This is a genomic window from Ureibacillus sp. FSL K6-8385, assembly GCF_038593155.1.
In the GTDB taxonomy this organism is placed as follows: domain Bacteria; phylum Bacillota; class Bacilli; order Bacillales_A; family Planococcaceae; genus Ureibacillus; species Ureibacillus terrenus.
The window spans coordinates 2536314-2549033 of sequence record NZ_CP151968.1; the positions used below are offsets into that span (position 1 = coordinate 2536314).

General features: G+C 40.0%; 14 protein-coding genes. 6 read left to right on the plus strand and 8 right to left on the minus strand.

Annotation, left to right across the window (positions count from 1 at the left end; translation table 11 throughout):
- Positions 1-116: 116 nt before the first annotated feature.
- The 4 genes from NST62_RS12590 to NST62_RS12605 form a co-directional block, all read right to left on the minus strand.
- Positions 117-596, minus strand: a complete 480-nt coding sequence (locus tag NST62_RS12590; protein WP_342462943.1) for a low molecular weight protein-tyrosine-phosphatase — start codon at positions 594-596, stop codon at positions 117-119.
- A 43-nt stretch (positions 597-639) separates the two neighbouring features.
- Complete coding sequence (locus tag NST62_RS12595) at positions 640-1215, minus strand: 1-acyl-sn-glycerol-3-phosphate acyltransferase (RefSeq protein ID WP_342462944.1); 576 nt, start codon at positions 1213-1215, stop codon at positions 640-642.
- A 97-nt stretch (positions 1216-1312) separates the two neighbouring features.
- A complete protein-coding gene (locus tag NST62_RS12600) occupies positions 1313-2158 on the minus strand; it encodes a putative RNA methyltransferase (protein WP_342462945.1) in 846 nt (281 codons plus the stop codon).
- 26 nt (positions 2159-2184) lie between these two features.
- On the minus strand, positions 2185-2853 hold the full coding sequence (locus NST62_RS12605) for a nuclease-related domain-containing protein (RefSeq protein WP_342462946.1): 669 nt from the start codon (positions 2851-2853) through the stop codon (positions 2185-2187).
- Between the two features lie 215 nt (positions 2854-3068).
- On the opposite strand from NST62_RS12605, the gene nagZ reads away from it, so the two are divergent.
- On the plus strand, positions 3069-4739 hold the full coding sequence (gene nagZ, locus NST62_RS12610; protein WP_342462947.1) for a beta-N-acetylhexosaminidase: 1671 nt from the start codon (positions 3069-3071) through the stop codon (positions 4737-4739).
- Positions 4740-4858: 119 nt separating this feature from the next.
- Complete coding sequence (locus NST62_RS12615) at positions 4859-5302, plus strand: hypothetical protein (protein WP_141602619.1); 444 nt, start codon at positions 4859-4861, stop codon at positions 5300-5302.
- Positions 5303-5501: 199 nt separating this feature from the next.
- Here the strand turns inward: NST62_RS12615 and NST62_RS12620 are convergent, their stop codons facing one another.
- The 4 genes from NST62_RS12620 to NST62_RS12635 form a co-directional block, all read right to left on the minus strand.
- The gene (locus NST62_RS12620; RefSeq protein ID WP_141602618.1) at positions 5502-6380 is read right to left on the minus strand and encodes a glycine betaine ABC transporter substrate-binding protein; all 879 of its coding nucleotides are present in this window, start codon (positions 6378-6380) and stop codon (positions 5502-5504) included.
- 19 nt (positions 6381-6399) lie between these two features.
- Positions 6400-7251, minus strand: a complete 852-nt coding sequence (locus NST62_RS12625) for a proline/glycine betaine ABC transporter permease (RefSeq protein WP_141602617.1) — start codon at positions 7249-7251, stop codon at positions 6400-6402.
- The gene (locus tag NST62_RS12630; protein ID WP_328220018.1) at positions 7244-8446 is read right to left on the minus strand and encodes a glycine betaine/L-proline ABC transporter ATP-binding protein; all 1203 of its coding nucleotides are present in this window, start codon (positions 8444-8446) and stop codon (positions 7244-7246) included. The genes NST62_RS12625 and NST62_RS12630 overlap by 8 nt, the downstream gene beginning before the upstream one ends.
- 153 nt (positions 8447-8599) lie before the next feature.
- Entirely contained in the window at positions 8600-9235 is a 636-nt protein-coding gene (locus tag NST62_RS12635) for a TrkA C-terminal domain-containing protein (RefSeq protein ID WP_141602615.1), read from the minus strand.
- Between the two features lie 144 nt (positions 9236-9379).
- Between NST62_RS12635 and NST62_RS12640 the strand changes: the two genes are divergently transcribed.
- The 4 genes from NST62_RS12640 to NST62_RS12655 all read left to right on the plus strand — a co-directional run bounded on the left by NST62_RS12640 (position 9380) and on the right by NST62_RS12655 (position 12667).
- Complete coding sequence (locus NST62_RS12640) at positions 9380-10141, plus strand: MerR family transcriptional regulator (protein ID WP_141602614.1); 762 nt, start codon at positions 9380-9382, stop codon at positions 10139-10141.
- A 138-nt stretch (positions 10142-10279) separates the two neighbouring features.
- Positions 10280-10960: a hypothetical protein gene (locus tag NST62_RS12645; protein ID WP_141602613.1), complete on the plus strand. Its 681-nt coding sequence runs from the start codon at positions 10280-10282 to the stop codon at positions 10958-10960.
- A 74-nt stretch (positions 10961-11034) separates the two neighbouring features.
- On the plus strand, positions 11035-12117 hold the full coding sequence (locus NST62_RS12650; protein ID WP_141602612.1) for a 3-oxoacyl-[acyl-carrier-protein] synthase III C-terminal domain-containing protein: 1083 nt from the start codon (positions 11035-11037) through the stop codon (positions 12115-12117).
- Between the two features lies 1 nt (position 12118).
- Complete coding sequence (locus NST62_RS12655) at positions 12119-12667, plus strand: isoprenylcysteine carboxylmethyltransferase family protein (protein ID WP_342462948.1); 549 nt, start codon at positions 12119-12121, stop codon at positions 12665-12667.
- Positions 12668-12720 lie beyond the last annotated feature (53 nt).

A 12720-nucleotide genomic window follows, 5' to 3' on the forward strand; every position in this document is an offset into this window, starting at 1 on the left:
TTCACTCTCTTTCCTAAATTCGGTTTAGAATTTCAATCAAATATATGCCTGTATCATTATACAACATGATTTTCAATATGAAAATAATCCCTACTTGATTTTTCTCCGCAATACCTTTATAATGTTTGGTCCCCAATTTCCATATCTTCTAAAATTTTATTCAATAATGCTTCACATCCATCGGTCACCAATTCATATGTTTCTTGGAAATCGCCTGTATAATATGGATCCGGAACATCCTTTTTGTGTTCTGTCAAATCCAAAAAGCGGAATATTTTAGGATGGTCGGGCTGACCTAACAATCGACGGATATTCCTTACATTGCTTTCATCCATACCGACAATATAATCAAATTTTTCAAAATCCTCTTTTTTCAACTGACGGGCAATGATACCGTCCGTGGAAATGTTATGTTCCCTCAATTTACTTACCGTGCCGTAATGGGGCGGTTCACCGACATGCCAGGAACTTGTACCTGCCGAATCCACTTCTATCTTGCCTTCCAACCCTCTCTTTTTCAACATGTCCCTGAACACCGCTTCAGCCATCGGTGAGCGGCAGATATTCCCCAAGCACACAAATATCACACGTTTCATCACATAACCCCCTTTAAAAAGCACCTTCCGAAGACGGAAAGTGCTATTTCATTTCTATTTTTTGTTTCAGTTCTTCCGTTAGTCTTTGAAACTCTTTCTCCAAAAAAGCGGTATATTCTTCCCTGGCCTCTTTGCCTGCAGGAACTGTAAAAGGCTTTCCATAAATCAAATACGCTTTTTTCCGTTGAAACACTTCTTTCAGATTTTTTGGACCAATATAAGCCGCCGGAACGACTTTCGCTTTTGCAAGTTGCGCAATGGTGATCGCCCCTTGTTTCAATTCGCTATTATTCGTCGTTCGGGTGCCGCTCGGAAAAATACCAACAATTTCCCCTTTTTTCAATAATTGAAGCGGGATTTTAATGACGCTTGGCCCCGGATTGTCACGGTCAACGGGAAAAGCGTTCAACTTCGTAATCAACCATCCCAGACCTTTTATATCAAACAGCTGTTTCTTTGCCATAAAGTGAATTTGTCTGGGATAAATGGAAAGGCCCAGATTCAAAATATCAATATATCCGTTGTGGGTACATGCCAAAACATACCCTTCATCCTTCGGTATATTTTCTTTGCCGAATTCTTTCGCTCTTGAACCGTTCAATGACAGAAACGGCCCCACTATTTTTGCTCCGATATCATATAACACAGCAGATTCCTACCCTTAATCTAGTTTTATTAATCTATTTTAAAAAAAACGTCCTGTTCTTTCAATCGAATCACCGTTGACATTCCCCCACCAGCAATTCCAGATCGATGGTCACTTCATTTAAATCAATCCCTCTTGTTTCCGCATGCCATCCCAATGGCGTCATTTCAATTAATCTTGGAACCAGATCCTTTTCAATCGGCATCTTGTACGTAATCCTTTGTCTTTGCACATAAGGGAATTGCTCATAAAAACGTTTGACGGTCCGTTCATTGGTATAGTTTTCTTTTTCGGAGTCGACAAAAATTTGCTTCCGCAATTCCATCAAATATCCCGATTGGGGAACCACCTTTATGATTTTCCCATCACTTTTCAGCAATCGTTTAAATTCATAGTAATTGGCAGGTGACAAAATATTCAGGATGACATCAAAGGACCGTTTCCGAAAAGGGCTGCTCGCCAAGTCCCCTACACACCAAATTTTCTTTTCATAGTACTTTGCCGCGGTCATAATCCCTTCCTTTGCAATATCGATCCCTACACCAACCGCTTCTTTGTTGTTTAATCGCCCGCAGATTCCCACCAAGTGGGAACCTTCCCCGCAACCGGTATCCAATATGGTTTGAACGGAATCCCCGATGACTTTTGCAATCTGATTATGCAATTCATTGTATAATCCGGCATCTATCACCATTTTTCTCGATTCAAACAAATTTTTCGTATACATGGAACGGACCGGCTTCGTCAAAAAATTGACGTACCCCTGTTTTGCGATGGTAAAGCTATGGCGATTGCCGCAAACCACTTCTCCTTGTTCCAGTACCTCCATTGCTCCGTTGCAAATCGGACAACTGAAAAGCCTATCATTTTCTTTCATATAATCAATGCTGTTTTGCCGTTTTGAGCGTTTTTCCATTGCCATGTCCTTTCAATTTGTTGATTCTAATGATTTGTAGCATGATTCATATGAAATGAAGTGTTTTGGCCGCCGGTATATTGTTTCAAGGTTTGATAAACCGAATCGATTTCTTGTGCCGACATCTTTTGTTCCGTTCCGGCTTTCCAAAAATGTTTCATTTCATTTATCTTCATGACTGAAACATTGTTTGATTTTACAACGATTTTCTTAAAGGAACAATTGTCCGTAAAAAGAATGACTAAGTGGAACAAATCACTTTTTTCATTCGCGATTTGATCCTGCAAATCAAGGATCGATTTTTTCGTTTCAATAATCGGATTAGCGAATGGTATCAGTTTATTTTTATTATTAGTCGCCTGGGCCCATTGCTCATCCTGTTCCCGTCCATAAATCCAACCGTTTTTATGTTGGATATTGAAGACGTAAATGCCCGATTCATGGATGACAATGGCATCCAATTTTCTTTTTCCGCCCGATGTTGGAAAGGCCAAGTTTAATAATAATTTATATTCCCCTTGTAAATATTTTAAAGATTGCACTAATAAATATGTATTTTTTATGTGTGGGTTTGTCCAAATATTAAATAAAGAATACCCAGTCATTTTCCTAAATTCACTATTTTCATATGTATACACACGAAAGGCGAATAAGATTCCTATCAAAATGAAAATAGTAAGAAACAAAATTGCCATATTCGTCCCTCCTTATATATTACTCATTATTCTACCAAACACCCCATATGTTGGCTATGTTATCATGAAAACATTCAATACATGTCGAAAATCATTGATATTTCCTTGGAAATATTGTCGATTGAATCTCTTTACACTCTTTCCTTGTCGATTGTTACTTTTCTTTTGTCCATACAACCAATTCAATGAAGAGACAAAAAAGGAGAAAATGATAAATGAAGAAACTGATCATTGCCGTTCTGATACTGATAGTGATTGTTGCTTTGGGCGTTATGTTGACTTTGAATCGAAGCCATAAAACCCCAAATGATGGAGATTCGCCTAAAAACCCGCCATCACAAAACGAGGAACAGACTGCGGAAGAACTCATCCGGCAAATTATGAAAAATGCGGAAGAGGGCAAAGTGTTTCATATCCCGGTTATTGCAGGAAATACGAAATGGGAAGAGGTGGAAAACATTTTGGGTTCACCTGAAAAAACCGAAAAATCGTCCGTTGGTGAATATGCCTACTATCCAGCCCATCATTTGTCCCTTGGATTTGATGGACCACTGGTTTTTGATGTCCGATCCTATGATGAACGGTTATCCGCTATTCATTTGCAAGATATTCTGGATACTTTGGGAGAGCCGGAGAAGGAAACTTACTATGAAGATGGCACGATTTCTCAAATCATTCTGTATTACACCGTAAATAATGATTATTTGATCAAATGGATTTTACAGAAACCGACAACAGCTTCGCCAAATCCTGAAGTTCATCATATTTCCGTCATTACAGCAGATAATCCATCAAAAATCGCGAATGCAGTGGCCAATATGTCATTGGAAGAAAAAATCGGGCAAATGGTTTTTGCCGGCTTTTCCGGAGAACAAACGAACGAACATATCAAACAATTGGTTGTCGAAAGAAAAATTGGCGGCATCATCTTTCTTAAAGAAAACTTAAAATCCAGCCGTCAAATTACTTCATTATTAAATGAAGTCAAAAATTTGAACAGCGGCAATCCATATCCGCTTTTTCTGGGTATCGACCAGGAAGGCGGCAGCATCAATCGGCTCCCGGATGAAGTGGCCGTTTTGCCATCCAATCATTTGATTGGATTAAAGAACAATGCCGCTTACGCCTACGATTTTGGAAGACTGTTGGGAAAACAATTATCCACATTCGGCTTTAACGTGGATTTTGCTCCGGTTTTGGACGTGAACAGCAATCCGAATAATCCGGTCATTGGCAACCGCGCTATCAGCAACGACCCTGAAACAGTATCAAATTTGGGCATTCAAATCATGAAAGGCATACAAGCTGAGAATATTATTTCTGTCATTAAGCATTTTCCCGGCCACGGCGATACTTCCGTCGATTCCCATCTGGCACTTCCTGTAGTAAACAAATCGATGAATGAATTAAAAAAAATGGAATTGCTTCCATTTAAAAACGCAATAGAAAACGGCGCGGATGCGGTAATGATAGCCCATATTTTACTGCCTCAAATCGATCAGCATTATCCTGCATCCATGTCAAAAACGGTCATCACCGATTTATTGAGAAAAAACCTCGGCTTTGACGGAGTTGTCATCACGGATGATCTGACGATGAAAGCCATTACGAACCAATACTCCTTGGAAAAAGCCGCTATATCCTCTGTCAAAGCCGGCAGCGATATCATCTTGATTGCCCATCATGAAGAAAAAATATCTTCTGTCATTGATCAATTAATTTCGGCCGTCGAACGTGGCGAAATTTCCGAGCAACATATTGACAAAAGCGTCGTCCGGATCCTTCGGCTAAAAGAAAAATATCAACTGGATCACTCATCGGTTGAATTTGCAAACATTGAAAAATTGAACAAAGAAATTCATACAATTCTTGACAAGTATAATTAATATTTTTTTCTAATTTGTAAATAATAAAGCTGAATTCAAGAATCAATGTCGAAATGTTTTTTCAGGTTTCATTCGCAGGAATTTCGAAATCATCCAAGATAAGGACGGAGGTTTTCACTGTGGAGATGATAGATTACAATGCAATTCCGGCCTACTTAGAATCAACGGAGCTGACCTTTGAACTAGAAAGTGTTGGAATATATGAAAACATCATGTTTCCGGTATCGGCGAAGGAAATTTCACCACAAGTGGAAGTACAATATAATTTGGAAGAGGAAAGAAATACTCAAAAAAGCGTTGATAAAGGACATTCCCCTTGGAGGCTCGATCCGGTTGCCACAGCGCAGGTGTTCGTTAGTCTGAAGATTTCGCCGGGCGGCATTGAAGGGGAATACCCGATTGAATCAGAGAACTTGAAATTGCTGCACAGCGATCATGAAGTGGCGATTGTGGAAGTGGATGATCCGGATACAAATATTCATACCGTTTATTTAAAAAGGCTCATTCGCCAAGATGAAACGGGCATTTGGACCGTTGTTGGGTATGATGAAAACGGAAAATGAAAGACAGGCTGTCCGGAAAGCAATCTTTCCGGACAGCCTGCCTAATTTTTCAGTCAAGCGGATAAATAATATACAAAATCCCTTGCATTAATAGCCAAACATTCATGTAGACCACTCTGTTTTCCCAAATTTTTAGTCTTTTCAAACATAAAAAAGGGCGAACGGGACTCATCATCCGCTCTTTTTGAAGTCCTAACCTTTATTCAATTCCTGCAGTCCATTCGGCAACTTTTTCCGCATTTTCTTCCACCCATTTGCTCGCCGCTTCTTCCGGAGACATGCCATCGGATATATCAAGCATAACCGATTCCATATCTTTGGTTGTCCAGTAGAAGTTATCCAACACTTGATAGGCTTCCGGCATTTCTTTCTCCAATCCTTTTCTCACAAAAGTATGAATGGATTCTTCACCGCCAAATACCCCTTTTGGATCATCCAAGTATTTCAGTTCATATTTTGCAAATTTCCAATGAGGTGTCCATCCAGTCACAATAATCTCTTCATTCTTTTTGATCGCCTCTCCCAAAGCGACCGCCATCGCACCTGATGACGATGGAACCAGTTCCCAGCCCTTTAAATTAGCATACTCTTGAAGGGCTCTTTCCGTTGCCTGCATCACACCGGCACCCGATTCGATACCAGTGATTTGCATATTCGCATGTTTTGATAAATCTTCAATCGAATTAACATCTTCCATATATGATGGCACCACTAATCCGATTTTGGCACCTGTCAAATTTTCCCCCAAGTCGACGATATCATCTTTATATTCTTCATATTGAGCACCATGGGTTACAGGAAGCCAAGCTGCAACCGACGCATCAGCTTCCCCTTTGGCAACCGCTTCCCACATAACGGCGTTGTCCAACGGTGTCAGTGTTACGTCATAACCTAAATCCTCCAACACTTTCCCAATCACATGGGTGGATGCAATTTCCGAATCCCACTCTACATAAGCCAAGTTGATTGCTTTGTCTTCCTTCCTGGAAGACCCTTCTTCGTCATTTCCGCCGCACGCAGCCAGCAGGACACCGAGACCCATTGCGAAAACCAATATCATGAGCTTCCTTATTTTCATGAAAATCATCCTTTCATAGTCAATATTTCTTTTTATTCAAGCTTTGCGTTAAACGGTCAATAATAATGGCAAAAATCACCAGACTGATTCCTGCAACAAACCCGTTTCCGACTTGAGCCCTTTGCAATGCGGATAACACATCGCGGCCCAATCCGGGCGCCCCAATCATTGACGCAATCACGACCATCGATAATGATAGGAGTACCGTTTGATTGATTCCTGCCATAATGGTCGATTTGGCCAATGGAAGTTCTAATTTAAACAGCTTCTGCCATCCCGTGCTTCCATAGGAATCCGCCGCTTCTACCAGCTCTTTAGGTACTTGGCGAATCCCCAAATTTGTAAATCTTACAGTGGGGGGCAATGCAAATACGACCGATGCAAATACCCCAGGAACCACACCAATTCCGAAAAAGGCGACAGCCGGGATTAAATATACAAACCCCGGCATGGTTTGCATGAAATCCAGAATCGGCTTAATGATATTGTCAGCCACTCTGCTTTTTGACATTAAAATGCCGATGGGAATACCCATCAGGATGGCAATCACACTTGAAAATACTACCAAAGTGACCGTATTCATCAATTCTTTCCAAAGTCCCTGATTATAAATAAACAACAATCCCACAATCGAAAATGCGGCTAAACCAAACCGCTTTTTTGTCGCCAAAAATGCGATGATTGCGACAATCAAGATGAATACAATAGGCGGAATATATAACAATAAATCTGTAAAAGATTCCATTGAATTTTTCCCTGCTTTTTGAATAAAGCTGAACAATGATGCAAAATCTTCCGTCAGCCAATCCATCAACATTTCCACCCAGTCAGCAATCGGGAGTGAAGGAATCGCATCTAACATTTTATTCATCCTCAACACCTCCACTTCCGTTCGATGAAGACAACGCTTCAATCACGACTCCTCTTATTAATACGCCCAAAAGTTTTCCGTCTTTCACCACAGCAATCGGTGTCGGCGAATCGGAAATCGGGCTTAAAACATCTTGGATTAACGTATCTGGCGGAACGGTCAGCATATCTTTTCTCAATATTCCATGAAGATGCCTTTCTCCCCGTTTTGAAGCTTCGTGGGCATCACCGGCTGTTATATAACCTTTGAAGTTTCTTTGCTTATCGACAGCCAATAGGACGCTCACTTTTTCTTCCCTCATCCGCTGCAAAGCAACTTTCGGACCGTCCGTCTCAATATTGATAGATACAGGCCGGATCATGGCGTTTTCCACCGTCAACACTTTTGAACGATCCACATCTTCCGTGAAGCTTCGAACATAATCATTTGCCGGATTTGTTAATATTTCTTCCCCAGTTCCGATTTGAATGATTTGTCCATCCTTCATCAAAGCAATGCGATCCCCTATCCGAAGGGCTTCGTTCAAATCATGGGTAATAAAGACAATCGTCTTTTTCATTTTTCTTTGCAGTTCCAACAATTCATCCTGCATTTCTTTCCGGATGAGGGGATCGAGGGCAGAAAAAGCTTCATCCATCAATAATATGTCCGGATCATTTGCAAGGGCTCTTGCAAGACCGACCCGCTGTTGCATACCGCCTGATAATTGGCTTGGATACTGGTCTTTATAAGGCAGCAAACCGGCATTTTCTAAAGCCTTTTCTGCTTTCAATCGTCTTTCCTCTTTTGGGACTCCTTTCACTTCGAGCCCATATTCCGTATTTTGCAAGATCGTTCGATGAGGAAATAAACCGAAATTCTGAAATACCATGCTCATTTTCTCTCTTCGAATTTTCCTTAATTCTCTTTTATTCAGCTTCGATATATTTTGACCATCGATGTAGATGTTACCGCTTGTGGGATCAATCAACCGGTTTAACAGACGGATCAATGTCGACTTGCCGCTACCGGAAAGGCCCATGATGACAAAAATTTCACCTTCATTCACCGTGAAATTTGCATCGTATACTCCAATCGTTGCACCGGTTTCGTTCAATATTTCCGTCTTACTCTTTTTCTGGTTTACAAGTTTCAATGCGGCATTCACATGTTTCCCGAATATCTTCGTCACATGTTCCACTTTAATTTTTTCCATGTTCATCACCTCCCTGAAAACCAACGAGCAAAAAAGTAACAACTTAATACTAACAACAAGTTGTTACTTTAGTCAAATTACGACTCTCAAAATCTGCAAAAAAATAATAGAAAAGGCTTACAAAAGCTTAAATTTGCTTTTGTAAGCCTTTTTTTAATTAGGAAATAGAAATTTTTGAACCCTTTCTAAACATTCATCATTTCCAATAAAGTAGATTACATCTCCCATTTCGATGGTCGCATAGGGGCCAGGGGAAATGATCAATTCTTCTCCCCTGCGAATTCCGACAATGGTTGCCATTGTATGGTGCCAAAAGTTAATTTCGCCAATTGTCTTGGATAGGTGCGGAGAAACTCTTTTTATTTCAATATGGAAAGGAACAAAAGGATTGATTGAACGGAATCGTTCAGTACGGCTGACTAATCTTTCGGTAATCTCTTTCAACTTTTCCAGCTCTTCTTTTTGCCGATTGATGCTTTTGAACATTTCCAGCTGAATTTGATGAATGGACTCGACATCTAAAAATTGTTTAATAAAATTCGCCGCTTTTTCGGAAGACTTGATTACAACACCACTTCCCTTTGTCGCTTCCACAATCTCCAGATCCTGGAGAACAGCGATCGCTCTTCTCGCCGTTTCGGCTGAAACGCCGTACTGGCTGGCCAGGGAAGATCTGGCGTAAATTTTTTCACCAATTGCATATTTGCCTTCAACAATTTTAGAGGCAATATCAGCGGCAATTTTTTGATATTTTGGCTGCTTCACAATTTTTAAATCTTTATTTTCCATTTCCGACAACCTTTCATTCCTTCACTTCAAATTAAAATATAATCCACGTTGAATTTACTAGCCACTTTTCTTCATAAATTTTGTTTATCTGTTGACCTTTCCGTTACGTAAACCTTTATGATGAATTTGTCAGGAGGGATTGCCATGGAATACACCATCAGCCAGCTTGCAAAACTGGCAGGAATCAGCACAAGGACGTTGAGATATTATGATGAAATCAATTTGCTTAAACCAAAACGGATCAACAGCTCAGGATACCGGATTTATGGCCAGGAAGAAGTTGATCGATTACAACAGATTTTATTTTTCCGGGAATTGGATGTCAATATTGAAACAATCCTTTCCATCATGAATGACCCAAACTTTGATTCAATCAAAGCATTGGAGCACCATTTGACCCAACTTATGAAAAAAAGATCCCGCCTCGACAATTTAATTGAATCCGTAAAAAAAACAATCGCCCATGAGAAAGGAGTCATTGTGATGAATAATGAAGAAAAATTTAAAGCGTTTAAAGAACAATTGATTGAAGAAAATGAACAGCAATACGGCAAAGAAATCCGCGAGAAGTATGGGGACGATATTATCGATAAATCGAATAATAAATTAAGGAATCTATCAAAAGGGGATTTCGAGCGATTCAGACAACTTGAAGTGGAAATACTTGAACTGCTCGAAAAAGCTGTTCAAACGGGAGATCCTTCTTCCCCGCCCGCCCGGGAACTTGCCGCAAAACATAAAGAATGGTTGACACTTTCCTGGCCCGAATATTCCGAAGAAGCCCACCGGGGACTTGCAGAAATGTATGTCTCCGACGAACGCTTCAAAGCCTATTATGACCGGAAAGGTCCTGGAGCAACTGAATTTTTGAGGGATGCCATCCTTCGGTATCTTGAAAACAAATAAACGGATCACTCATGAAAAGCCGCTCCTGAATGGGAGCTGCTTTTATTTTATAAAATTTGTATAATCCCTAAAAAATTGGAAAAACTGACAAATGAACAAAATACTCTGGCCATTAACTGCGGAAAAAGGAGATTGCCGATGTTGCAAAAAAGCGAGAAAAAATTGACAAAAATGAGATACCATTATGCCAATCAGGAATACATAATTTTGAATAAATGTCCCCACTGCAATTTAGATATCCATCCGACGGTGGAGAACCGTTACCGCTTTGAGAATAAGAATTTTCATATTTTTATATTATCTTTAACTTGCCCTTCCTGCAGAAAAGATTACTTTGTCGTCAACAATTGCGAGAAATCCGTTGATGACCGGAACCGTTACTTATTCACCATCCCGCACTATTCATTGCAAAACGAAACCCTTATACAAAACACATCAAAAAAATTCCAAAATTTATATTCCCAATCCGTACAGGCGGAAATACAAGGACATGACGATATTGCCTTTTTTGGCTATATTAAGTCACTTGAAGTCCTTGTAAAAGATATTGCCATCATCGAACATCCGGATTCCGAAGATATCGTATTATTCAGCAGCCTCATCCAATGTTTGGAAAAATTTCATTCAACCAATATTCATTTATTTTCAAAAAGATTGTTGGAAGTATTAAAAAATGATTATCTGCATTATCAAAAAGGCCCGGAATTTGCCAAATATACTGGACTTGTAAAAGATTGTATCGATTATTTCCTGCTCTACCTGGAGTTATTGCAGAAAACATTACCAATCAATATTCATCGCAGGGAAAAAGAGGCATGAAAAATCCATAAACTCCCTTTGCATACGCGAGTATCCATTTGGAAAAGATAGATAGAAAAAAGGAAGATAATGAAATGCCGAAAATTGTTTCAATAAGCACCCATAAACCGCCTTACACATTGCAGCAGCATGAAATCGAACAATTTACGAAGACATTATTCCAAAATAAAATCCCGAAATTGGAACGGCTTCTAAGAGTGTTCAAAAACGGGGAAATTGAGAAGCGCAACTTTTGTGTACCGTTACAATGGCATCTGGAAGAGCATACCTTTGAAGAACGCAATCAATTATATATTCAAACGGCTGTGGACTACAGCGTAGACGCCATTCGCAGCTGCCTGCAAAATGAGTTGTATTTGAAAAAACCTATTTCCACAGAAGAAATTGATGCCATTATCTTTGTATCAAGCACCGGCATATCCACACCCAGTATCGATGCGCGCATCATGAACCGGTTGAAGTTTCCGGACCGAATCAGGAGGCTTCCCATTTGGGGCCTTGGCTGCGCGGGAGGAGCCGCAGGAATCAGCAGAGCTTTTGATTACTGTCTTTCCCATCCGAAAGACAAAGCGCTCGTGATCTGTGTTGAATTATGCAGCCTCACCTTTCAACGAAATGATTGCTCCAAAAGCAATTTGGTTGGCGCCTCTCTCTTTGCCGACGGGGCTGCTTGTGCCCTCATCTGCGGAGATGAAGCAGCCGTTGAAACCCGAAAACAAGTGCCTTATATCATCCAAACCGCTTCAAAATGGATGCCTCAGTCGGAGGATGTGATGGGATGGGATATTAAAAATGACGGGTTTCATGTCATCTTTTCCAAAAGCATCCCGGTGATTATCACCAATTGGCTGGGACCGTTTATTCAAGATTTTTTTGATGAAGCAGGCATTTCATTGAATGATTTGGATCATTTTATTGTACATCCCGGCGGCAAGAAAGTGTTGCTGGCATATAAAGAAGCACTTAATTTAACCGACAAACAACTTGAGATTTCCCAAAAAGTTCTTCAACAAAACGGCAACATGTCTTCACCGACCGTGCTGTACGTTTTGGATGAATATATGAAAACCGTGGAGAAACCGGATTCATACGGTTTATTAGTGGCCCTTGGACCGGGATTCAGCGGAGAGGCGGTGCTGTTGCAATGGAGGGAATAAAATGGAAATTTTTCTGTTTTTGATCATCCTCGTCATTTTCCAAAGAATCTTTGAACTGATCATTGCAAAACGCAATGAACGAAGAATGAAACAGCTCGGCGCTTATGAAGTGGGGGCATCCCATTATCCATTTATGATTTTGCTGCACGCCGGTTTTTTCGCCAGCCTAATGGTTGAAGTAATTATTTTTGAACGCACACTATCACCATTTTTTGTCTATTTATTCGTTTTCTTTATGCTTGTTCAATTGTTGAGAATCTGGTGTATCTTATCTTTAGGAATGTATTGGAATACAAAAATCATCGTCCTTCCAGGTACAAAACCCGTAAAAACAGGGCCTTACGCTTTTTTCAAACACCCGAACTATTTTATCGTTTGCTGCGAAATTATTATAATGCCAATAATGTTCCAAGCTTATGTAACGGCTTTTATTTTTTCCATTTTAAATTTCATCATGTTATCGATTCGAATCCCGTTGGAAGAAAAAGCATTATCGGAAGCGGCAAATGGTGAATATGTTCTTGATAAAAAAATTCAGCACCCAAGCTGAATTTTTTCCATTTTTTTGAACATAAATTTTATTATTGTATACATAATAATAAA

Coding starts and splice junctions, on each gene's coding strand:
- NST62_RS12630 (WP_328220018.1), bottom strand. CDS start 8,446: ATGGAAAAAATTAAAGTGGAACATGTGACGAAGATATTCGGGAAACAT.
- NST62_RS12650 (WP_141602612.1), top strand. CDS start 11,035: ATGCCGAAAATTGTTTCAATAAGCACCCATAAACCGCCTTACACATTG.
- NST62_RS12635 (WP_141602615.1), bottom strand. CDS start 9,235: ATGGAAAATAAAGATTTAAAAATTGTGAAGCAGCCAAAATATCAAAAA.
- nagZ (WP_342462947.1), top strand. CDS start 3,069: ATGAAGAAACTGATCATTGCCGTTCTGATACTGATAGTGATTGTTGCT.
- NST62_RS12605 (WP_342462946.1), bottom strand. CDS start 2,853: ATGGCAATTTTGTTTCTTACTATTTTCATTTTGATAGGAATCTTATTC.
- NST62_RS12590 (WP_342462943.1), bottom strand. CDS start 596: ATGAAACGTGTGATATTTGTGTGCTTGGGGAATATCTGCCGCTCACCG.
- NST62_RS12645 (WP_141602613.1), top strand. CDS start 10,280: ATGTTGCAAAAAAGCGAGAAAAAATTGACAAAAATGAGATACCATTAT.
- NST62_RS12620 (WP_141602618.1), bottom strand. CDS start 6,380: ATGAAAATAAGGAAGCTCATGATATTGGTTTTCGCAATGGGTCTCGGT.
- NST62_RS12640 (WP_141602614.1), top strand. CDS start 9,380: ATGGAATACACCATCAGCCAGCTTGCAAAACTGGCAGGAATCAGCACA.
- NST62_RS12600 (WP_342462945.1), bottom strand. CDS start 2,158: ATGGAAAAACGCTCAAAACGGCAAAACAGCATTGATTATATGAAAGAA.
- NST62_RS12625 (WP_141602617.1), bottom strand. CDS start 7,251: ATGAATAAAATGTTAGATGCGATTCCTTCACTCCCGATTGCTGACTGG.
- NST62_RS12655 (WP_342462948.1), top strand. CDS start 12,119: ATGGAAATTTTTCTGTTTTTGATCATCCTCGTCATTTTCCAAAGAATC.